Annotated in this window: 20 protein-coding genes and 1 pseudogene; 12 read left to right on the top strand and 9 right to left on the bottom strand. The window is 65.0% G+C overall.

The window, feature by feature from the left end; all coding sequences use genetic code 11:
- Nucleotides 1-8 precede the first annotated feature (8 nt).
- Nucleotides 9-962: a phosphate ABC transporter permease subunit PstC gene (gene pstC, locus ACIP1U_RS26165; protein ID WP_400321343.1), complete on the bottom strand. Its 954-nt coding sequence runs from the start codon at nt 960-962 to the stop codon at nt 9-11.
- A gap of 59 nt (nt 963-1,021) precedes the next feature.
- Nucleotides 1,022-2,014, bottom strand: coding sequence for a PstS family phosphate ABC transporter substrate-binding protein (locus ACIP1U_RS26160; RefSeq protein ID WP_400321340.1), 993 nt, complete (start codon nt 2,012-2,014; stop codon nt 1,022-1,024).
- A gap of 400 nt (nt 2,015-2,414) precedes the next feature.
- On the opposite strand from ACIP1U_RS26160, the pseudogene ACIP1U_RS26155 reads away from it, so the two are divergent.
- The 5 genes and pseudogenes from ACIP1U_RS26155 to ACIP1U_RS26135 all read left to right on the top strand — a co-directional run.
- A pseudogene (locus tag ACIP1U_RS26155) lies at nt 2,415-2,648 on the top strand (aldehyde dehydrogenase family protein); the annotation flags it as partial.
- A 150-nt stretch (nt 2,649-2,798) separates the two neighbouring features.
- Nucleotides 2,799-3,476, top strand: a complete 678-nt coding sequence (locus ACIP1U_RS26150) for a CsgG/HfaB family protein (RefSeq protein WP_400321451.1) — start codon at nt 2,799-2,801, stop codon at nt 3,474-3,476.
- Between the two features lie 29 nt (nt 3,477-3,505).
- Nucleotides 3,506-3,925: a DUF4810 domain-containing protein gene (locus ACIP1U_RS26145; protein ID WP_400321448.1), complete on the top strand. Its 420-nt coding sequence runs from the start codon at nt 3,506-3,508 to the stop codon at nt 3,923-3,925.
- A complete protein-coding gene (locus ACIP1U_RS26140; protein WP_400321337.1) occupies nt 3,922-4,578 on the top strand; it encodes a DUF799 domain-containing protein in 657 nt (218 codons plus the stop codon). Before ACIP1U_RS26145 ends, ACIP1U_RS26140 begins: the two co-directional genes overlap by 4 nt.
- Nucleotides 4,579-4,806: 228 nt before the next feature.
- The gene (locus ACIP1U_RS26135) at nt 4,807-5,880 is read left to right on the top strand and encodes an AraC family transcriptional regulator (protein WP_400321335.1); all 1,074 of its coding nucleotides are present in this window, start codon (nt 4,807-4,809) and stop codon (nt 5,878-5,880) included.
- Here the strand turns inward: ACIP1U_RS26135 and ACIP1U_RS26130 are convergent.
- From ACIP1U_RS26130 to ACIP1U_RS26115, 4 genes are all read right to left on the bottom strand, one after another.
- On the bottom strand, nt 5,867-6,838 hold the full coding sequence (locus ACIP1U_RS26130; RefSeq protein WP_400321332.1) for a zinc-binding alcohol dehydrogenase family protein: 972 nt from the start codon (nt 6,836-6,838) through the stop codon (nt 5,867-5,869). The two genes, ACIP1U_RS26135 and ACIP1U_RS26130, sit on opposite strands and share 14 nt — an antisense overlap.
- Nucleotides 6,839-6,851: 13 nt before the next feature.
- The gene (locus ACIP1U_RS26125; RefSeq protein ID WP_400321329.1) at nt 6,852-7,853 is read right to left on the bottom strand and encodes a tripartite tricarboxylate transporter substrate binding protein; all 1,002 of its coding nucleotides are present in this window, start codon (nt 7,851-7,853) and stop codon (nt 6,852-6,854) included.
- Nucleotides 7,854-7,918: 65 nt separating this feature from the next.
- Nucleotides 7,919-8,977: a 3-keto-5-aminohexanoate cleavage protein gene (locus ACIP1U_RS26120; RefSeq protein WP_400321326.1), complete on the bottom strand. Its 1,059-nt coding sequence runs from the start codon at nt 8,975-8,977 to the stop codon at nt 7,919-7,921.
- 32 nt (nt 8,978-9,009) lie between these two features.
- Nucleotides 9,010-9,855, bottom strand: coding sequence for a TauD/TfdA dioxygenase family protein (locus ACIP1U_RS26115; RefSeq protein WP_400321325.1), 846 nt, complete (start codon nt 9,853-9,855; stop codon nt 9,010-9,012).
- A gap of 363 nt (nt 9,856-10,218) precedes the next feature.
- Here ACIP1U_RS26115 and ACIP1U_RS26110 point away from each other — a divergent pair, with 363 nt between their 5' ends.
- Nucleotides 10,219-10,572 carry a hypothetical protein gene (locus ACIP1U_RS26110; protein ID WP_400321322.1) on the top strand — a complete coding sequence of 118 codons (354 nt, stop codon included), beginning with the start codon at nt 10,219-10,221 and terminating at the stop codon, nt 10,570-10,572.
- Between the two features lie 217 nt (nt 10,573-10,789).
- Nucleotides 10,790-12,046 (top strand): oligosaccharide flippase family protein, encoded by a 1,257-nt coding sequence (locus ACIP1U_RS26105; RefSeq protein WP_400321319.1) that lies wholly within the window; start codon nt 10,790-10,792, stop codon nt 12,044-12,046.
- Nucleotides 12,047-12,157: 111 nt separating this feature from the next.
- Here ACIP1U_RS26105 and ACIP1U_RS26100 read toward each other — a convergent pair whose 3' ends face one another.
- Nucleotides 12,158-12,364: a DUF2188 domain-containing protein gene (locus ACIP1U_RS26100; RefSeq protein WP_400321317.1), complete on the bottom strand. Its 207-nt coding sequence runs from the start codon at nt 12,362-12,364 to the stop codon at nt 12,158-12,160.
- A 125-nt stretch (nt 12,365-12,489) separates the two neighbouring features.
- Here ACIP1U_RS26100 and ACIP1U_RS26095 point away from each other — a divergent pair, with 125 nt between their 5' ends.
- A complete protein-coding gene (locus ACIP1U_RS26095; RefSeq protein WP_400321315.1) occupies nt 12,490-12,927 on the top strand; it encodes a MerR family transcriptional regulator in 438 nt (145 codons plus the stop codon).
- Between the two features lie 137 nt (nt 12,928-13,064).
- On the opposite strand, the gene mdeB is transcribed toward ACIP1U_RS26095, so the two are convergent.
- Nucleotides 13,065-15,767, bottom strand: coding sequence for an alpha-ketoglutarate dehydrogenase (gene mdeB / locus ACIP1U_RS26090; RefSeq protein WP_400321312.1), 2,703 nt, complete (start codon nt 15,765-15,767; stop codon nt 13,065-13,067).
- 172 nt (nt 15,768-15,939) lie between these two features.
- On the opposite strand from mdeB, the gene ACIP1U_RS26085 reads away from it, so the two are divergent.
- A complete protein-coding gene (locus ACIP1U_RS26085) occupies nt 15,940-16,458 on the top strand; it encodes an Lrp/AsnC family transcriptional regulator (RefSeq protein ID WP_116318818.1) in 519 nt (172 codons plus the stop codon).
- Nucleotides 16,459-16,469: 11 nt separating this feature from the next.
- On the opposite strand, the gene ACIP1U_RS26080 is transcribed toward ACIP1U_RS26085, so the two are convergent.
- Entirely contained in the window at nt 16,470-17,393 is a 924-nt protein-coding gene (locus ACIP1U_RS26080) for a LysR family transcriptional regulator (protein ID WP_400321310.1), read from the bottom strand.
- Between the two features lie 262 nt (nt 17,394-17,655).
- On the opposite strand from ACIP1U_RS26080, the gene ACIP1U_RS26075 reads away from it, so the two are divergent.
- Genes ACIP1U_RS26075 through ACIP1U_RS26065 form a run of 3 tightly spaced genes read left to right on the top strand, consistent with a single transcriptional unit; the run spans nt 17,656 to nt 19,742 of the window.
- Nucleotides 17,656-18,114, top strand: a complete 459-nt coding sequence (locus ACIP1U_RS26075; RefSeq protein ID WP_400321308.1) for a MaoC family dehydratase — start codon at nt 17,656-17,658, stop codon at nt 18,112-18,114.
- A 38-nt stretch (nt 18,115-18,152) separates the two neighbouring features.
- Nucleotides 18,153-19,319 (top strand): thiolase domain-containing protein, encoded by a 1,167-nt coding sequence (locus tag ACIP1U_RS26070; RefSeq protein ID WP_400321305.1) that lies wholly within the window; start codon nt 18,153-18,155, stop codon nt 19,317-19,319.
- A gap of 24 nt (nt 19,320-19,343) precedes the next feature.
- Nucleotides 19,344-19,742: a Zn-ribbon domain-containing OB-fold protein gene (locus ACIP1U_RS26065; RefSeq protein ID WP_400321303.1), complete on the top strand. Its 399-nt coding sequence runs from the start codon at nt 19,344-19,346 to the stop codon at nt 19,740-19,742.
- Nucleotides 19,743-19,978 lie beyond the last annotated feature (236 nt).

Here is a 19,978-nt window from a genome sequence, read left to right as displayed (position 1 = left end):
TGGCCCCTTCAGTAGGCCTCGCGATAGCGGCGGCGAATGATGTGCCCAAGAATATTGAAGAGCAGCGTCATCAGCATCAGCGTCAACCCCGCGGCGAATATGGACTGGTAGCCAATGGATCCATGCGGGAGGTCGCCCAGCGCCACCTGCACGATGTAGGCGGAGATGGTCTGGGCAGGCTCCATGGGATTCATGGTGAAGCTGGGCTGCATGCCGGCGGCCACCGCTACGATCATGGTTTCCCCCACGGCACGGGAGATCCCCAGGATGTAGGCGGACAGGATTCCGGACAACGCTGCCGGCACGACGACCCGCACCGACGTCTGGAAGCGGGTGCCGCCCATGGCATAGGATCCTTCGCGTATGCTCATCGGCACCGCCCGCATCGCGTCTTCGGCCAGCGAACTGACGTAGGGGATGATGGCGATGCCCATCACCAGCCCGGCCGAAAGCATATTGAATCCAGGCAGCGAAGGGATCAGCGCCTGCAGCAGCGGCGTGACGACCGTGAGGGCAAAGTAGCCGTAAACGATGGTAGGAATGCCGCCAAGCAATTCAAGGAACGGCTTGATGACTTCCCGGAGCGAGGGATTGGCGAACTCCGAGAGATAGATGGCAATCACGGTGCCGAGTGGTATGGCGACGGCCAGCGCGACCAGTGATGTTGTCAATGTGCCCAGAAGTAGCGGCAGGATGCCGTAGCGGGGTTCTGCGAACAGCGGCGTCCACAGCGTATCCGTGAAGAATTGCCGGACGGGAATGTTGCCGAAGAAGTGCGCCGACTCGCTGACCAGGACCCACACGATGCCCAGGGTCGCGATAACGGAAACCGAGGCAGCAAGGAAGAGCATGCCCTCGATCACGCGTTCCTTTGTATTCCGGAAGGGCTTCCTGGCGAGCCGCTCGCTGACCACATGCGGGGCGATAGCGGTGGGAGCGGTTGCGGTAGTGGATTCTGGCATGGCAGCCTTCACGCGAGCGTTCTGGTCTGGCGCGGACGGCGGCCCGCGCCAGACATCGGCTACAGCTTTGCTTCGCGAGCCAGCAGGGAATCGATGGTGGCGGCCACGTCGGGTTCTCCGCCAAACACCGTGCCGAGCTTCTTCTTCGCCAGGTGCTCCGCTGCAATCGTATAGGCCCTGGCTGGGAGGGGAACATACTTCACCTCGGAAGCCAGGCGCGCCCCGTGCTGGAGATAGTAGGCGACAAAGTCCTTGACCTCGGGCTTGTCGAGCGACTTCTCATTGACGTAGATGAAGATCGGTCGCGAAAGCGGATTGTATGAACCATCCAGGACGGCGCCGGCGCCCGGCGCCACGGCCTTGCCGCTCTTGTTGACGATGGGGACGGCCCTCAGTTTGCCCTTGTTCTCTTCAAAATAGGCGTAGCCAAAGTACCCGAGGCCGTTCACATCGCGCGAGACCCCCTGCACCAGGACATTGTCGTCTTCGGAGGCGGTGTAGTCGCCGCGCGAAGACTTGGCCTTGCCGACAATGGCTTCCGTGAAATAGTCAAAGGTCCCCGAATCCGAGCCTGCGCCGAACAGCTTAAGGGGTGCATCTGGGAATGAAGAGTCGACTTGCTTCCAGTTCGTGATCTTGCCTTGTGCCGCCGGCTCCCACATCTTCTTGAGCTGCTCGACAGTCAGTTGCTTGACGAAAGTGTTCTTCGGATTGACGACGATAGTCAGGGCGTCGAAGGCGATAGGAAGTTCGTAGTATTTGACGCCTGTCTGCGCGCAGGCTTCCATTTCCTGCTTCAAGATAGGTCGCGAGGCGTTCGAGATATCCGTCTCGCCGCGGCAGAATTTCTTGAAGCCACCGCCAGTGCCGGAGATGCCCACTGTGACTTTGGTCGCCCCTTTTCTGGCCTTTTGGAAATCTTCCGCTACGGCCTCGGTGACCGGATAGACGGTACTGGAGCCGTCGATCTTGATAATGGCCTGGCCGTGCGCGGCCTGAGTGCTGATCGCCAACGCAGCTATCGCCAGTGCAGATGGAGGAGTGAAGCGCATCTTGAACCCCCTTCGTGTCGATGGGTGGACAAAGCCAGAATAGAAACTGCAATTCTGCAATTCTGCAAATCTAGTTCTATGAAGGCATTGCGACTAAACGATGACAGTGAACTGAAGGTCCACGACAAGTGCGTGAAACGTCCCTCGCAGGCTTGCGCGGATGGCGTGAACGCCTCAACAGTTTGAGCAATGAAAAGTGAACCCCGTTGCGGCGCTGGCGGCACTTGCAGCAACGGAGAGCGACGCATGCGCAAGCGAGTCTTGGAGCACACGTGGCAACGGCTGCCGCAGGTCAGACGGCGTAGACGATCTTCGGAGCACGCGATCGCACTGACGGATGTCCGGAGCGTGTCGATCACTTCGAATCATCGAGCACTCGTACCACTGAGGCGCGAAGGCGCTGATAGTCGGCAACCCGAAGGGCACGGCAACGCAGATGGATCCCCTTGCGCGTCCGGATCTGCGTGATGCGTTGGACCAGCAGGTCCGCCGCTCCTTGGACGCCGGCGCGGTTCTGCTTGCAGGCGGCAAGGCTATCGAGGGTGCTGGAAATTTCTACGAGTCGACTGTCTTGGGCAATATGCGGCCCGGAATGGCGGCGTTCGATGAAGAGACCTTTGGCCCGTTGGCTGCCATTGCTGTGGCCAAGGGCTGTAGCCGGTCGGATACCACATTTCTCCTTGTTCCATCCGGAATGACGCCGCCGGCGGTGCTGCCAGTCGCCGCCCAAGCGCCGCCACGCCATAATAGCCGCCGCGTCCCCACTGCAAACCAGGAGAAATCAGTGAAACAAACCAAGACATGCTGCCTGCTCGCCATCGTTGCCGCGCTTGGCCTGGCCGGTTGCGCCACCGAGTCCTCGACCGCGCTGCCGGTCCAGAAGGTGGAAAGCGCCAGCCGCCCGTACAACGGCGTGCGCACGCCCATCGCGGTAGGCAAGTTCGACAACCGCTCGAATTACATGCGCGGCGTTTTCTCGGACGGCATTGATCGCCTGAGCGGCCAGGCCAAGACCAGCCTGGTCACCCACCTGCAGCAGACCAACCGCTTCAACGTGCTGGAGCGTGAAAACCTGGACGAGATCAAGCGCGAGGCAACGATCAAGAACCAGGCCCAGCGCCTGAAGGGGGCGGACTTTGTCGTCACCGGTGACATTACCGAGTTTGGCCGCAAGGAAGTCGGCGACGCACAGCTCTTCGGCATCCTTGGCCGGGGCAAGTCCCAGGTGGCGTATGCCAAGGTCAACCTGAACATCATCAACATCTCGACGTCGGAAGTGGTTTACTCGACTCAGGGAGCGGGTGAATACACGCTGTCGAACCGCGAAGTGATCGGCTTTGGCGGCACCGCCAGCTATGATTCGACGCTGAACGGAAAGGTCATGGACCTGGCAATGCGCGAGGCCATCAACCACCTTGTGGCCGCCATCGAGAGCGGGGCGTGGAACCCGGGTCAGAAATAACCCATTCCTTCACCAAAATGAAAACAATGATGATGCAAACGGTCACGCTGCGCAGGGCAGCGCTATTGTCAGCCGCCGGCAGTGTCCTGCTTGCCGGCTGCGCGGGTCCACAACCCATGTATCAGTGGGAGGGGTACCAGGCCCAGGTCTATGAGTACTTCAAGGGCGAGTCCAGGGAGGCGCAGGTCACCGCGCTGGAAGCGGGTTTGCAGAAGATCCAGGCCAAGGGTGGCGCAGTGCCCCCGGGCTACCATGCCCAGCTTGGCATGCTGTACCTCAACCTTGGCAAGCCGGACCAGATGGTCAGCGAATTCCAGACCGAGAAAACCCTCTTCCCCGAGGCCACGCCGTACATGGATTTCCTGCTGCGGAACGTCAAGAGCGACAGCCGCACTGAAATCAAGGCGGACGCCAGCAAGGCCGCGCCCGCGGCAGGGAGCACCAAATGATGCGCCGGCTTCTGACCTGTATCGCCAGCCTGGGTGTGGTGTTGCTGTTCGCCGGTTGTGCCGTGCAGAACAAGCAGGTGGACTACTCCGCGTTCAAGGCCAGCCGTCCCCGGTCGATCGTGGTGCTGCCGCCGCTGAACGAGTCGCCGGACGTCAAGGCCACCTATGCCATGCTCTCGCAAGCAACGGTTCCGCTGGCGGAATCGGGCTACTACGTGTTGCCCGTCGCACTGGTTGAAGAAACGTTCCGGCAGAACGGCCTGACGGTGCCGGCTGACATCCATGCCGTGCCGGTGGCCAAGCTGCGCGAAATCTTTGGGGCCGATTCCGCGCTGTACGTGACCGTGACCGAGTATGGTTCGAAATACCAGATCATCAGCAGCGTGACCCGCGTGGCCGCCAACGCCAAGCTGGTCGATCTCAAGACCGGCGATGTCCTGTGGAGTGGTACGGCCGTGTCAGCCACCGACAGTTCCAGCAGTGGCGGCGGGCTGATCGGCATGCTCATCAATGCGGCTGTGACGCAGGTCATGAACCACACCTTCGATGCGAGCTACAGCGTGGCGGGCACAGCCAGCTACCGGCTGCTGTCGGCTGGACAGCCTGCCGGCATTCTCTATGGGCCGCGCTCGCCCAAGTACCAGTCTGACTGAACCCAGCGTATCGGACCGGTGCCATGTGCCGGTCCGGCCATGCGATCTGTCTCGATCGCGTGTCTTGAGCGCGGTTCCTGATCGCGCCAATGCTCTCCGCTCGCGGATCCCAAGCCTCCGTTTGAGGCATACTGCACGCACGCGCGTGCGCGACCTCCGTCCCGCAGCACCCCCAACTGCCTCACACGATCGCCCCGGCGCAGTCCCCGCGCGCGCCGGGCCCTCGCCATGCAAAACGTCGGAAGACTTGTCCGCAGCGCCAGCCTGAGCGGCTTCATCGAGCTGACGGAGTCGCTCGGGCACGATTCCGGGGCCTTGCTGCGCAAGGCCGGGCTGTCCGCGCGGCTGCTCAGGGACCCGCAGGCGCTGATTCCCAGCCAGGCACTGCGCGAGTTGCTGGAACTCACCGCCAGCGCCACGGGCACGGAGGATTTTGCGCTGCGGCTGGCGGCGCGCCGCACGTTTTCCAACCTGGGGCCGATCAGCCTGGTGCTGAAGGAGGAGCCTTCGCCGAGGCAGGCGCTCGATACCTTGTGCCGCTACCTGAAGCTGATCAGCACCTCGCTGGTCATGCGTATCGAAGAGACCGGCCAGACCGTGGTCATCCGTGAAGACCTGCTGCCGGGGCCGGGCGGGGCAACGCGGCAGGCGATGGAGTTGAGCGTGGCCATGATGTTCCGGATCCTGCGCGAGCTGATCGGGCCGCAGTGGCGGCCGCAGCAGGTCTGCTTCACGCACCGGCCGCCAGCGGACATGGCGGCGCATCGTGCATTCTTCGGCCGCAACCCGATGTTCAACCAGCCATTCAATGGCATGGTCTGCGCGGCGGCCGACCTGGACAAGCCGCGCACGCCCGATGAGTCCGGGGCCATCCAGTTGGCACGGGACTACCTGGAGGCATCGCTGCGGCAACGCGGCGAGGGCATGCGCGAGGCGTGCCGCGAGCTGATCATGGCGTTGCTGCCCGGCGGGCGCTGTACCGCCCAGCAGGTGGCGCGGCACCTTCGCGTGGACCGTCGTACGCTGCATCGCCATCTCATCGTCGATGGGCTGACCTTCTCGGCCTTGCTCGACGAGGTTCGTACCGAGCTGGTCAAACGGCACCTGCAGGAGAGCGACCTGCCGCTCGGCGAGGTCGCGGGGCTGCTGGGTTTCTCGACCCAGAGCAGTTTCAGCCACTGGTTCCGCGCGAGCTTTGGCTGCAGCGTCACACAATGGCGTTTGCAGACGGCCGATCAGGCAGCAGCGGAACGCGCCGGCCCGGGGCGCCGACGCACAGGATCTGCCGTCAGTCGGCAATAAGCACGATCTTGCCCATATGCTGGCTGCGTTCGATGTAGGCATAGGCCTCGCCGATCGCATCCATGGAGAAGGTGCGGTCGATCGGCAGGCGCAGCTTGCCTTCGCGGAAGAACGGCATCAGGTCGCGCGCGCAGTCCTGCACGCATGCGAGGCGTTCCGCTTCGGTGCGCGTGCGGAATGTAGCGCCGATCAGCTTCAGCCGGTTATGCCACAGCAGGTTGAGATCGAGCTGGGCAGTGCTGGCGCCGCCCAGCCGCGCCAGGTTTACCAGGCGGCCCTTGACCGCCAGGCTCTTGATGTGGTCTTCGAAGACCGTCCCGCCGATGGTATCGATGATGACGTCCACACCACGCCCGTCGGTAGCTGCCATGATGGCCTCGACCTGCGATTCGCACGACGCATTGACGCCGACATCGACGCCATAGCCTGCCAGCCGCTCCAGCTTGGCGGCCGAGCGCGAGGAAGCGATCACCCTCGCGCCGAGCGCGGAGGCGGCCATCACCGCGGCCATGCCGACCCCGCCCGAGGCGCCGTTGATGAACACCGTCTCGCCGGCCTTGAGTTCGCCGTTGCTGACCAGCGCGTCATGGGCGGTGATGAACACATTGGGGAACGCGGCCGCGTCGGCCCACGGCACCTCAGCTGGCACCGGCATCAGCGCCAGCGGCGCGGCGACGACATATTGCGCATGACACCCGCGTCCATGGCCCATCACCCGGTCGCCTTCGCGCCAGCCGCTGACCTGCTCGCCGACGCTGGCGACCTCGCCGGCGAACTCCACGCCGGCCGTCATCGGCGCACCGGTGCGGTGTTCCCGCATGTACTTGAGCTCGCCATAGTTGATGCCCGATGCGCGCACCCGCACCAGCACCTCGCCGGGGCCGGGCTGCGGCGTGGGGATATCCTGCACGGCCAGCTGGCCACCCTCCGCGGCCGGTAGTACTCGTACTGCTTTCATGCTGTCTCCTGTGTCATTCCGGCTTGAACTGAATCGAGCGCAGCAGCTTGCCCTGGCGTTCGTAGGACTCGCGCACGTCTTTGGCCAGCTCTTCCGGCGTGGCCGGCGTGCCGATCTCCATGCCCAGCTCTTCGATCTTGCGGCGCAGCGAGGGCGATTGCATGGCAGCGAGCGTTGCCTCGCGCAGTTTGCTCACCACGGCCGGCGGCAAGCCGGGCGCTGCCCACAATCCCATCCAGCCCACCTCGCTGAGGTCCGGATACCCCAGTTCCGCAAATGTGGGAACGTTGGGCAGCGCGGCGATCCGCTGCGGGAAGGCCACCGCGAACGCTCGCAGCTTGCCCGCCTTGATGAACGGCATGGACGTCGCCGGCCCGTCGAACATCAGCGGAACCTGGCCGCCCATGATGTCCTGCAAGGCAGGCGGAGAACCCTTGTAGCTCACCGCGCCCGTGTCCAGCCCCGCCAGCCGGTTGAACTGGACGCCGATGGTATGGCCGCGCAGGCCAATGCCGAAATTCGCGATGTCGACCTTGCCCGGGTTCGCCTTGACGTACGTGACCAGCTCGGCGAGGTTCTTCGCGGGAAGGCCGGGGTTGCCGACCAGGACCAGGCCCTGGCGCGTGAGCTGGACCAGCGGCACGATGTCCTTGAACGGGTCGTAGGACACCTTGATGGCTTGCGGCACCTCCGAGGCGATGCCCTTCTGGATCAGCAGCAAGGTATATCCGTCCCGCGGCGCGGACAGCATGCTGTGCACGGCAATCGTTCCTGCCGCGCCGGATTTGTAGTCGACGACCACGGGCTGTCCGAGTGGCCGTTGCAGCTCATGTGCAAAAAGCCGTGCGAGGATGTCCGCGGTGCCGCCGGGAGGCGCGCCGACGAGTATCCGTACCGGCTTGGCCGGCCACTCGGTGGCCGGGGCGGCGCGCACCGCCTGGGCGGCGGGCAGCAGTGCGCCGAGGGCAAGCGTGAACACTACCGCGCGGCGGCTGATCTGGGGGAAGCGCTTCATTGCTGTCTCCTTGTCTTGTGTCCCCTCGGCCCTGTTGGCGGGCCGTGTCAACGGGGGAGTGCGGCTTACTGGGTCTTGCGCAGGAAACCCTGGGTGCCGCCGTTGCGGTTGGGCGCGAAGCCGTTGGCCCGCAGCGACTCTTCCACCGTGTCGTAGAAGACGCCGATCCTGCAGATCTCGCGGGCTTCCCTGGCGGTGGCGATGTCACGGCCCAGCTCGCGGGAGATGCGCACCAACTGCTCGATCTGGTCCACGGTCCCCTGCTTTGCCGTGCGCCGCGGGTTCCACAGCACGTCCTCGGTGCCGCAGCGCACGTGCAGGCCCATGGCAATGCCCATCGTATTGACCGGCAGCACGTTGCGCACATTGCTCTCGACCGTCACCACCGCGCCATCCGGCACGGCGCGCATGAAGTTGGCCAGGCTGTAGACGCTGGGGGTGTCCATGCCGCCGCCGATCGCCACCCAGTTGAGGTTCAGCGGGCCCTTGTAGAAGCCGCGCCGCATCAGCCGCTCCACCGACTCCAGGCTATTGATGTTGTAGCACTGGAATTCGCTCTGGATGCCGGCGGCTGTCAGCCGGCGCACATGCTCTTCCACCCAGCCGGGATTGGCGGGCACCGTCATGTTCTTGTACGCGTCGAAGAGCGCCATGTCTTCGCGCGAGGTGCCCCGGAAGTCAGCGTCTTCCGCATGATCGGTGACGTTCATCTGCGAGGTATTGACCGTCACCGTGACCTGGTCCGGCGTGGGATCCAGGTCGGCGAGCATGTGGCGGGTATCGTCCGACAGCCACTTGGCCGCCTGTCCGTCGTCCTCGGGGGCAAAGGAGATCGAGCCGCCCACCTGGATGATCATGTCGGGCACCGCGGCGCGCACGCCGGAAATCAGTTCGTTGAACTTGGACAGGCGCTTGGAGCCCTTGCCGTCCAGCTCCCGCACATGCAGGTGCAGCACGGTGGCGCCGGCGTTGTAGCAGTCCACGGCCTTCTGGATCTGCGCGTCCATGGTGACCGGTATGTCTTCCGGGAAATCGGAAGGCAGCCAGCCGGGGGCATAGGGTGCGGCCGTAATGATCAGCGGCTGCTGGTTTTCGGGAAAGAGGTGGCCATCGAGGAAGTTCATGGGGAGTCTCCGGGTCGGGGGGCGGCTTCGGTTCAGTAGGGGATATCGCCGACGATGGCCGCGCGCTCCATCTTGCGCGGCGCGGGCCAGTAGTCGTTGAGCGCGTAGTGCTGCGTGCAGCGGTTGTCCCACACGGCGACGTCACCCCGCTGCCACGACCAGCGCACCTGGTATTCGGGAATGGTGGCGCGGCTGATCAGGTAGTTGAGCAGCAGTGCCGCGCCGGGCGCCTTGTCGATGCCGTGCCGCACGTTGGCCGGCGTGCTGTAGTTGGTGAAGTAGGTCGAGAAGCCGGCACCGACGAACAACACCTTTTCGCCGGTTTCCGGATGCGTGCGCACGACCGGATGCTCAACCGGCGGATGGTCCTGCGCGAGCTTGGCGCGCGCTTCGGGCGTCATGACTGCACCGAAACTCTGTTCGATGCTGGCGCGGGCACGCAGCCCATCGACCTTCACCTTGATGTCGTCCGGCAGTTCCTCGTAGGCCTTCACCATGTTGACCCAGATGGTGTCGCCGCCGATCTCGGGGCATTCGATGCAGCGCAGTACCGCGCCCATGGCAGGGTTCGGGCGCCAGAGGCCGTCGCAGTGGTAGTTGTTCTCGTAGCTGTGCGGGTTGTCGCTGCGGTAGACGCGCACCAGCCCCGGATGCTCCGGGTCGCTGCCGGCCACGGGATGGTCTTCCAGGTTGCCGAAGGCGCTGGCGAACGCGACGTGCTCGGCACGCGTGATGTCCTGCTTGCGGAAGAAGAGCACGCGGTGCCTGAGCAGCGCTGCCCTGATGTCGGCGAAGAGCGCCGGGTCACGCGCCGCGTCGCCGAGATGGATGCCTGTGATTTCGGCGCCGATGGCCGGGGTGATCTGCCTGATCTCCATTTCCATGTCTCCAGCAGTTGGTGGATCCGCATGCAGGTCAAGGCCTGCTTGGAGATGGAGTATCGGGCGATCGAAGCGAGCTCGCTTGCTTTACGGGGACATTTGTTTGTCAATTTGGGACATGCGGAGCATGCCTCGCCTGGCTGCGCTCCTCACCGTCACTGCCAGGGATGTCCGGGGACCCCGCGCCGCTGCCCCTGGAAGCCCCCTCGGTCGTGGCGCTGAAGGTGCTCAGCCCGCTGATTTGCATTGGCACGCAGACGCAGGGTGCCGAAAACGGATAGATCCTCGCAGCGCCCTGTTGGTGCGTTAACGCTCAAAACGCGCCGAAGCACCGGCCGGCGCCTGGCTAGAATTCTCCCCATGTCCCGCATTGTGGCCTTCCTTCTCGTGCTGATCTTGCCCTTGCAGGTGCTTTCTGCAGCGTGGGGGCACCTCACGCACGCCCCGGATCATATGCTCGAGCATATGGTGGAACATGCACAGCATGTCCTGCATCACCATGACGAAGACGGGACCATCCACCAGGGTGGCGGCGGCGAATCGCTTGCGCATCAACTGGATTTTGACTACGGCACAAGCTTGAGCGCGGCGTTGCCAGACGTACTGGAGCCGCCCGCTTCCACGCATAGCCAGACGGATCCGCTATTCCTTGCTTCCACGCTCCCGGATCCCTACTTCCACCTCCCGCATCCGCCCCCGCGTCCGGTCCGGTGACGGCGGGACGGCATCCAGTTGCGCGTTAAGCGGCGCGCAACTGACGCAGCGATCCCGGCGCATTGCCGTGCGCGACACAGTCGATCGGCCTTTCCTCATATGACCTGTGCGAAAGGCTCGCTTACCGGCGCGGGCTAGTGATATGGCCTTGCATCCTGCACCCTGTGGTCGCGCCGGCTATCCAATTGTTGTGGATGTTGACCGGGAGAGCATAGCAATGCGTATGCAGATGGCACGGAACGTCCTCTGGCTGGTGCTGGAGCGCGGTCTGCAGGTTTTGTTCGGAATCGCCAGTATCGGCATGATTGCGCGCGCCCTCGGGCCGGAAGGCTTTGCCGAGTTCCAGTACGCACAGTCGCTGGTGCTGATTGCTTCATCGGTTGCACTGATCTGTGGGGCCGAAGTGGTGGTTCCGCGACTGGTTGCCGACCGGGCTCCCGCCGCCCAGCACAGGTTGCTTGTCCATGTGCTTGCCCTGCGCGAAGCTGCGGCCATCGCGGGCTATCTGATCGTGATGGCGGTCGTGGCGCTGACAGAGAAGGACGAGGTCATCGTCCTGACCGCCATCATCATTGGCATACCCATCCTGTTCAACGAACCCTTCGGGACCATCCGGGCGTGGCTACAGGCGCGCACCGACAGCCGGCCCGCTGTTGTGTTCGGCATGATCGGCCTGGCTTTCCGGGTGGCGGCAATCGGGGCACTCTACCTGGCGGGTTCCCACGCGGCGCCGACCTTTGCATGGGTATTCGCCGGCGAGGCCCTGATATGCGCGTCGCTGCTTGCCCGCCACTACCGCAAGCGCAGCCCTCGCGTGGCGGTGAGCATCGATGTCCGTCTGGCCAGGAGGCTGTTGCGGGACGGGGCGGTATTCTGGGTCAGCCTGATGTTGATGCTGCTGGCGAAGCGTATCGATCAACTGCTGCTCAAGCCGCACATCAGCCTGTTCGAGCTGGGCGGTTATGCCGCCTCCATGCAGGTGCTGGACAACTTCATGCTGCTCGGCTCCATCGTGGCAAGCTCCGTTGCACCGCTGATGATCTATGCCCAGCCGACTTTTGCGCAGGTACGCCGCAATGTGCTGTACGTCGCGGCCGGCATGCTGGCGGCTGGCATCGTCGGGGGTGCGATGCTCGCAGTCTGCGCACCCTGGATCATTGCGCTGATCTACGGTGACCACTATGAGGCCGCAGCTGACCTGCTGAGGCTGTCGGCGATGGCATCCGGGTTGGTGTTCCTGGATGCCGCACTGACGCTGCTGGTGGTCTATCTGCGCAGACCAGGCTGGCTGGTGGAGAAATGGTTTCTGGTGCTGTCCACCATGATCGTGGTGGACCTCATCGCGATCCCGATGTTTGGGGCACGTGGCGCCGTCTATGGCTATGTCGCGGGCAATGCGGTGGCGGTGATGGCTGGCGTCGGCTTTTTTGTCCGATCGCGCGAACCGATGCCGGCAGCGCAGCAAGCTGTGTGACAGTCGGCGGAACGTCAAGCCGGCGTTCCATGGACTTGCCGTCGCGAAGCCATTCTCCCTTTGCACGCCCTGACAGGCCGCCGTTGGGCGGCATCACCGCTACTGCTCCTGTTACTTGTCGCCGCAGGCGCTGCGCAGATGCACATCCCCGTCATGACGATGGATGTGCAGTTCGGCGTTCTGCCGCCTGGCCGCGTTCCAACCGGCCGCGATTGCCGCTTCCATGGTCGGAAACCTTTGAGGCTTGATATCGAGGCCGCTGAACTCCAAAGTCCAACCAGGCTCCGCGGGCAGAACACGAATGATGCGCGATGGCATGATGGCCTTTCAAGAGATACCGCTACGTATGGCGGCCGCCGTCATTCTGCGGTCGCAATGCAATCCCTTCCCTTAGGCGCAGCTTTGGCATAGGCTAGGTCCGTACCAAGGTACGGAGTCAAGCGATGGAGCGCACACTGACGATCGGGAAGCTGGCCAAGGCGGCTGGCGTTGGCGTGGAGACGGTACGTTACTACCATCGATGCGGGCTGCTGCCGGTCCCGGAGCGGGCCCATGGCGCCAGTCGCCAGTATTCGCAGCAGAGCCTGCAGCGGCTGCATTTCATCCGCCAGGCTCAGTCGCTCGGGTTCACGCTGGATGAAGTCCGAGTCCTGCTGCAGCAGGACCATGGCCAGTGCGGCACGGCCCGCGCACTGGCCGAGCGAAAGCTCAGCCTGGTGGAGGACAGACTGAGGGACTTGCAGCGGATGCGCGCGGAACTGAAGCGCCTGATCGGACAATGCCACGCCAATGGCACCGAGGAATGCTGCCCTTTGATCGACTCGCTGGCCGCGAACTGCGGGTCGGATCACGGGCGTGCAGCGGCATTGCAGTGTCGGTGACGGAAGTCAGCGGCCTGAGAAAGTCAGCCGGGTTCCACGGCGGCGCTACAGCGCCCGCCCCGGTTCTTGCCAGTACGGCGAACTGGCGCTGGCAATGACGGCGTAACGACCGCGGGTAATCGCGGGCATGCGATGCGTCAGACCTGCCATGCCGCGGCCTTGTCCGCCGACTTGCCATAGCGCTCGCGCGCTGCGCGCACCACGTCGGCCGGCAACTTGCCGTCATCCGCCAGCGCCCGCAGCGCCGCCACCACGACGGAATACCGGTCCACCTCGAAGAATGCGCGCAGTGCCTGCCGCGTATCGCTGCGCCCGAAGCCATCGGTGCCCAGCGTCACGTAGCGCCCCGGCACGCACGCCCGGATCAGCTCCGGCACCGCGCGCACATAGTCGGTGGCGGCGATCACCGGGCCGTTCGACCCGGCCAACGCCGTTTCGACATACGAGCGGGCATGCTGGTCGCTCAAGCGGTTGCTGCGTTCTACGGCGATCGCGTCACGCTGCAGCTCGGTGAAGCTGGTCACGCTCCATACTTGTGCCACCACGCCCCAGTCATCTTCAAGCAGGCGCGCGGCGGCGATTACCTCGGGCAGGATGGCACCCGCGCCGAGCAGGTTGACCTGGCTGGCATCGCGCCGCTGCGGCATCAGCGAATACATGCCCTTCAGGATGCCGTCGCGCACGGCATCGGCCGGCTGCGGCATTGACGGCTGCGCATAGTTTTCGTTGCCGACGGTGACGTAGTAGAAGACATCGCGCTGCTGCTCGCCCATCTCGCGCATGCCGTGCTCCACGATCACTGCCACTTCATAGGCAAAAGCGGGATCCCATGCGCGACAGTTGGGGATGGTCGACGCGGCCAGGTGGCTGGTGCCGTCCTGGTGCTGCAGCCCTTCGCCGCCGAGCGTGGTCTTGCCTGAGGTGGCGCCGATCAGGAAGCCGCGGGCGCGTTGGTCGGCTGCGGCCCAGATCAGGTCGCCGATGCGCTGGAAGCCGAACATCGAGTAGTAGATGTAGAACGGCAGCATCGGCAGGTTGTGCACGCTGTACGCGGTGGCCGCGGCGATCCATGAGGAGATCGCGCCGGCTTCCGAGATGCCTTCTTCCAGGATCTGCCCGCCGGTGGATTCGCGGTAGTACAGCATCGAACCCAGATCTTCCGGCTCATAGCGCTGGCCCAGCGGCGAATAGATGCCGACCTGCCGGAACAGGTTGGCCATGCCGAAGGTGCGCGCCTCGTCAGCGACCACCGGCACGATGCGCGGTCCCAGCGCGGCGTCCTTGAGCAGGCTGCCGAGCATGCGCACCACGGCCATGGTGGTCGACATCTCCTTGCCTTCCGCGGCCAGCGCGAAGCTGGCCCACTGGCCGGACGGCGGCACCGTAAGCGCGGTGGTGGCGGCTTGCCGGCGCCGCGGCAGGTAGCCGCCGAGCGCGGCCCGGCGTGCGTGCAGGTAGCGCATTTCCGGGCTGTCGTCGGCGGGTTTGTAGAAGCGCAGGTTGGCGACGTCGTCGTCCGACAGCGGCAGCTGGAAGCGGTCGCGGAAGGCCTTCAGGTCTTCCAGCTCCAGCTTCTTCTGCTGGTGCGTGGTCATGCGCCCCTGGCCCACCGCGCCCATGCCGAAGCCCTTCATGGTCTTGGCCAGGATCACGGTGGGTTGGCCGCGGTGGTCCATGGCGCGCGCGTAGGCGGCGTGCAGCTTGCGCAGGTCATGGCCGCCGCGGCGCAGGCGGTCGATGTCGTCGTTGCTGAGGTGCGCGGCGAGTGCGGCGAGCCCGGGGTTCTGCTGGAAGAAGTGCTCGCGGTTATAGGCGCCGTCGTTGGCGGAGAAGGTCTGGAACTGGCCATCGACGGTCTGCGCAAAGGCTCGCACCAGCGCGCCGGAGCGGTCGCGCGCGAAGAGTTCGTCCCAGTCCGAGCCCCACAGCACCTTGATCACGTTCCAGCCGGCGCCGGTGAACAGCGCTTCGAGCTCATCGACAATGCGGCCGTTGCCGCGCACGGGCCCGTCGAGCCGCTGCAGGTTGCAGTTGATGACGAACACCAGGTTGTCGAGCTGCTCGCGCGCGGCCAGCGACAGGGCACCGATCGATTCGGGCTCGTCCATCTCGCCATCGCCGAAGAAGCCCCAGACCTTGCGCGACGACGCCGGCTGCAGCCCGCGGTTTTGCAGGTAGCGCATGAAGCGCGCCTGGTAGATCGAATTGATGGGGCCGATACCCATCGAGCCGGTAGGAAACTGCCAGAAGTCCGGCATCAGCCAGGGATGCGGGTAGGAGCACAGGCCAGGGCCGCCGATCTCGCGCCGGTAGTGCTGCAGGTGGGTTTCGTCGAGGAAGCCTTCCAGGTAGGCGCGGGCGTAGACGCCGGGCGCCGAGTGCGGCTGGAAATAGACGAGGTCGCCGCCCTGTTCGGCGCTGTCGGCGTGGAAGAAGTGGTGGAATCCGACTTCGAACAGATCGGCCGCCGAGGCATAGCTGGCGATGTGGCCGCCCAGTTCGCCATAGGCGCGGTTGGCGCGCACCACCATGGCCAGCGCGTTCCAGCGCAGCGCCGCGCCCAGCCGGGCTTCGATTTCCAGCTCGCCGGGATAGGGCGGCTGCGCCTGCACCGGGATCGTATTCACATAGGCGCTCGGGCCGGCACCGGGCGGCGGTAACCCCTGTGTCGCGGCGTGCGCGGCCAGGCGCCGCAGCAGGAAGCTGGCGCGCGCGCTGCCGGCATGCGCCAGCACGCCTTCCAGCGCGTCCAGCCATTCGCGCGTTTCCTGGGGATCGCTGTCCTCGTTGGCCGAAGGCAGCGCGAGCATCGATTGCACACCGTTTGCCAGGTTAGTCATGGCACCGCTCCTGTCCGTATTGCTTGTCTGTGGCGGCATGCCCGTCAAAGCCCGCCGATGCCAACAAGGTTACGCCTGGAACCGCAGAGAATGTGTCTGAATTACCTTGCCTGAACCGGGTATCGCAGTATAAAAATTCTCAATAAACGTCGAAATCCGGAATTGTTACATCATGAACGAAACCTCGCTCAGGCTCGATCGCATCGATATCGCCATCCTCAACCAGTTGCAGCAGAACGCCCGCATCACCAATGCCGAGCTGGCGCGCGCCGTGAACCTGTCGCCGACGCCTTGCTTCAACCGTGTCAAGGCGCTGGAGAAAATGGGGCTGATCAAGCAGCAGGTCACGCTGCTGAATGCGGAGGCACTTGGCCTGCGCATCAACGTGTTTATCCAGGTCAGCCTGGAAAAGCAGGTGGAAGATGCGCTGCGCCGCTTCGAGGCGGCCATCGACAAGCGGCCCGAAGTGATGGAGTGCTACCTGATGACCGGCGACGCGGATTACCTGCTGCGCGTGGTCGTGCCCAGCATGCAGAGCCTGGAGCGCTTTATCCTGGAGCAGCTGACCAAGATTCCGGGCGTGTCCAATATCCGGTCGAGCTTCGCGCTCAAGCAGGTGCGGTACCGAACGGCGCTGCCGCTGCCTGCCGGAGGATTGACATTGAGCGTGGCGGAAGAGGAGGGCGAATAGCCTTCCGCAGGCTAGGGCGCGCCACGCTCCTCGTTGCCGCCATCCACCGCGAATTCCGACAACGCCACTTCGCGGAAATGCCGCACCACTGGGCTGTCGTGCGCCGGCAGCCAGGTGAGCGCCAGGCCGATACCGGCACTGTCCGGATAGCCCGCCAGGTCGCGGATCACCATCCGGTCGTTTGCAAAGCGCTGCATGATCGACGGCACCAGCGCCACGCCCAGCCCGCTCTCCACCAGCGCCAGCACGGTCTGCACCTGCGTGGCCTCTTGCGTGACGCGCGGCTGGAAGCCGGCCATCTGGCATGCCGACAGCGCGGCGCTGCGCAGGCCAGAGGCTTCGCTCTGCTCGTACATGACAAAGCGCTCCTGCGCCAGGTCGGCAAGCGTCAGCGACGGCTTGCCCGCCAGCGGATGGCTGCGCGGCAGGGCGGCGACAAAGCGGTCGCGCTCCAGCAGCGCCAGCGCGGTATTGCCCGGCGTCAGCAGGGGCGTGCGCACCAGGCCCACGTCCAGCGCCTCGTCTTCCAGCCACTGCATGATGCGGGTCGAAGTGGCTTCGCGCAGCACCAGTTCGACACCGGGGTATTCATTGCGGAAGCGCGTCACCAGCCGCGGCAGCAGGTGCGACGTGGTGGTGCCGACAAAGCCCACCCGCAAGGTGCCGGCCATGCCGCTGCTGGCCGATTGCACCAGCTCGCTGAACTGGCCGGCATGGAACAGGATGCGCCGGGCTTCGGCCAGCGCGGCGCGGCCGGTCTCGGTCAGCGTAACCCCGCGCGGCTCGCGCACGAACAGCGTGGCGTCGAGTTCCGATTCGAGCTTCTGGATCGAGACCGTCAGCGCGGGCTGGGCGATATGCAGGCGCTCCGCCGCGCGGCGGAAATTGAGGGTCTCGGCCAGCACGACGAAGTGCCGGATGCGGCGCAGTTCCATGGGGTCAGCGGGGTTGCGGGAGCCACATCTTAGTGTGCGGCGCGCCCCCTGAGCAACCGCGCGCGCCGGGTGGGTCGATAAACGCTGTTTATCAATCGCGCGGCAAACGATATTGGACGCTGCTTCGGCGGCGTCGCTACACTCGACCGCAAGCTGCGGACAGCACCAGGATTCAGTATCAAAGAACGAAACGGAGACAGCCGCCCGCCGGGCCCGATCACGCGCGATCGCGCCCGCCGAGTCCTGGACCGACAGGAGCCCCATGCACAGCATTGCATCGCTCGACGACCTGCGCGCCCTTTGCGCCGCGCCAGCCGTGGTGAGCGAGTATTTTTCCATCGGGCAGGGCGCCATCGATACCTTTGCCGAGCTGACCCATGACCGGCAGTGGATCTACGTGGACCCCGAGCGCGCCGCGGCGGATTCGCCTTACGGCTGCACGGTGGCGCACGCCTTCCTGATCCTGTCGATGGTGTCGGCGGCGTTCGCGCAGTGCTTTGCCTTCCCGGGCCGCAAGCTGGCGCTGAACTATGGCTTCGACCGGCTGCGCTTCACCGGCCCGGTGCCGGCCGGCGCGCGCGTGCGCGGCGCGTTCACGCTGCAGCAGCTCGACGAGGTCCGCCCCGGCGAAGTGCGCTGTCACTGGAAGGTGGAGATGCAGGTCGAAGGCAGCGAGCGGCCGGCCATGGTGGCGATCTGGCTGGTGCAGATGCGCTTCTGAACTTACCCAATATCAATCCCAAGCAAGACGAGACTCCCATGAGCATCAAAGGCAAGGCATATATCGTCGGGGCCTACGAGCACCCGACCCGCAAGGCGCCGGACAAGTCGGTGGCGCAGCTGCACGCGGAATCCGCGCGCGGCGCGCTGGCCGATGCCGGCCTGACCCTGGCGGACGTGGATGGCTATTTCTGCGCCGGCGATGCGCCGGGGCTGGGCGCCACCAACATGATCGACTACCTGGGCCTGAAGGTGCGCCATGTGGACTCCACCGATACCGGCGGCTCCGCCTACCTGGTGCATGTCTCGCACGCCGCGCAGGCCATTGCCGCCGGCAAGTGCAACGTGGCGCTGATCACGCTGGCGGGCCGGCCGCGCTCGGAAGGCTCGACCGGCACGCAGGCGCGCAACTGGGGCGCGAACCTGCCGGACGCCCCGTTCGAGGCGCCGTTCAGTCCCGTCACCGTCAACCTGTATGCGATGGTGGCGATGCGCCATATGTACGAATACGGCACCACGCCCGAGCAGCTGGCATGGGTCAAGGTCGCCGCGTCGCACCACGCGCAGCACAACCCGCACGCAATGCTGCGCAACGTGGTCACGGTGGAAGAGGTGCTGAACTCGCCGTTGATCGCCGACCCGCTGCACAAGCTCGATTGCTGCGTGGTGTCCGACGGCGGCGGCGCGCTGATCGTGGCGCGGCCCGAGATCGCGGCCACGCTCAAGCGTCCGAAGGTGAAGATCGTCGGCGCCGGCGAATACGTCAAGGGCCAGCTGGGCGGCGAGGTCGACCTGAGCTGGTCGGGCGCGAAATTTTCCGGCGCGGCCGCGTTCGCGGAAGCGGGCGTGACCCCGGCCGACATCAAGTACGCCTCGATCTACGACAGCTTCACCATCACCGTGCTGATGCAGCTGGAAGACCTGGGCTTCTGCAAGAAGGGCGAAGGCGGCAAGTTCGTGGCCGACGGCAACCTGATCTCGGGTGTCGGCAAGCTGCCGTTCAATACCGATGGCGGCGGCCTGTGCAACAACCACCCGGCCAACCGCGGCGGCATCACCAAGGTGATCGAAGCCGTGCGCCAGCTGCGCGGCGAAGCGCATCCGGCGGTGCAGGTGAAGAACTGCGACCTGGCGCTGGCGCAAGGCACCGGCGGCTACCTGGGCTCGCGCCACGGCAGCGCCACCCTGATCCTCGAGCGTGAATAATGAACGATCGCCGGAGCAACTGACATGACGACCCCACACACTCCCATGGCCTACAAGGCCCCGGACGAACAGCCCGACAACATCGAATTCTGGCAGGCCGCGCGCGAAGGCCGCTTGCTGGTCAAGCACTGCCAGTCGTGCGGCAAGACGCACTGGTATCCGCGCACGCTGTGCCCGTTCTGCATGGGCGATACGGTCTGGAAGACCGCCAGCGGCCGCGGCACCATCTACTCCTACAGCGTCACGCGCAAGGCTGGCCCGCAGGCGTACTGCATTGCCTATGTGAAGCTGGACGAGGGCGTGACCATGATGACGCATATCGTCGATTGCGATCTCGACGAGGTTCGCATCGGGCAGAAGGTGAAGGTCAGGTTCGCGCCCAGCGTGGACGGGGCGCCGGTGCCGGTGTTCGCGCCGGCCTGAGCGGTTCAGGACGGGCGGTCGCGCTTCACTTCGTGGAAGCTCCCGCCCTCTCCCCCACCCCTCTCCCGCAAGCGGGCGAGGGGAGCGTATGCGGGGGATAGTGGCAAGCTCGTACGCCTTCGCCTGCGCCGGCTTGCTCCCCTCTCCCGCAAGCGGGCGAGGGGAGCGTATGCGGGGGATAGTGGCAAGCTCGTACGCCTTCGCCTGCGCCGGCTTGCTCCCCTCTCCCGCAAGCG

It is taken from the genome of Cupriavidus sp. NPDC089707 (assembly GCF_044748965.1).
GTDB lineage: Bacteria > Pseudomonadota > Gammaproteobacteria > Burkholderiales > Burkholderiaceae > Cupriavidus.
The sequence above is the reverse complement of the archived record's forward strand: the minus strand, read 5'-3'. Positions and strand labels throughout refer to the sequence as shown.

Coding starts and splice junctions, on each gene's coding strand:
- ACIP1U_RS26145 (WP_400321448.1), top strand. CDS start 3,506: ATGATGCAAACGGTCACGCTGCGCAGGGCAGCGCTATTGTCAGCCGCC.
- ACIP1U_RS26070 (WP_400321305.1), top strand. CDS start 18,153: ATGAGCATCAAAGGCAAGGCATATATCGTCGGGGCCTACGAGCACCCG.
- ACIP1U_RS26110 (WP_400321322.1), top strand. CDS start 10,219: ATGTCCCGCATTGTGGCCTTCCTTCTCGTGCTGATCTTGCCCTTGCAG.
- ACIP1U_RS26160 (WP_400321340.1), bottom strand. CDS start 2,014: ATGCGCTTCACTCCTCCATCTGCACTGGCGATAGCTGCGTTGGCGATC.
- ACIP1U_RS26100 (WP_400321317.1), bottom strand. CDS start 12,364: ATGCCATCGCGCATCATTCGTGTTCTGCCCGCGGAGCCTGGTTGGACT.
- ACIP1U_RS26065 (WP_400321303.1), top strand. CDS start 19,344: ATGACGACCCCACACACTCCCATGGCCTACAAGGCCCCGGACGAACAG.
- mdeB (WP_400321312.1), bottom strand. CDS start 15,767: ATGACTAACCTGGCAAACGGTGTGCAATCGATGCTCGCGCTGCCTTCG.
- ACIP1U_RS26135 (WP_400321335.1), top strand. CDS start 4,807: ATGCAAAACGTCGGAAGACTTGTCCGCAGCGCCAGCCTGAGCGGCTTC.
- ACIP1U_RS26095 (WP_400321315.1), top strand. CDS start 12,490: ATGGAGCGCACACTGACGATCGGGAAGCTGGCCAAGGCGGCTGGCGTT.
- ACIP1U_RS26130 (WP_400321332.1), bottom strand. CDS start 6,838: ATGAAAGCAGTACGAGTACTACCGGCCGCGGAGGGTGGCCAGCTGGCC.
- ACIP1U_RS26105 (WP_400321319.1), top strand. CDS start 10,790: ATGCGTATGCAGATGGCACGGAACGTCCTCTGGCTGGTGCTGGAGCGC.
- ACIP1U_RS26080 (WP_400321310.1), bottom strand. CDS start 17,393: ATGGAACTGCGCCGCATCCGGCACTTCGTCGTGCTGGCCGAGACCCTC.
- ACIP1U_RS26115 (WP_400321325.1), bottom strand. CDS start 9,855: ATGGAGATCAGGCAGATCACCCCGGCCATCGGCGCCGAAATCACAGGC.
- ACIP1U_RS26140 (WP_400321337.1), top strand. CDS start 3,922: ATGATGCGCCGGCTTCTGACCTGTATCGCCAGCCTGGGTGTGGTGTTG.
- pstC (WP_400321343.1), bottom strand. CDS start 962: ATGCCAGAATCCACTACCGCAACCGCTCCCACCGCTATCGCCCCGCAT.
- ACIP1U_RS26085 (WP_116318818.1), top strand. CDS start 15,940: ATGAACGAAACCTCGCTCAGGCTCGATCGCATCGATATCGCCATCCTC.
- ACIP1U_RS26075 (WP_400321308.1), top strand. CDS start 17,656: ATGCACAGCATTGCATCGCTCGACGACCTGCGCGCCCTTTGCGCCGCG.
- ACIP1U_RS26125 (WP_400321329.1), bottom strand. CDS start 7,853: ATGAAGCGCTTCCCCCAGATCAGCCGCCGCGCGGTAGTGTTCACGCTT.
- ACIP1U_RS26120 (WP_400321326.1), bottom strand. CDS start 8,977: ATGAACTTCCTCGATGGCCACCTCTTTCCCGAAAACCAGCAGCCGCTG.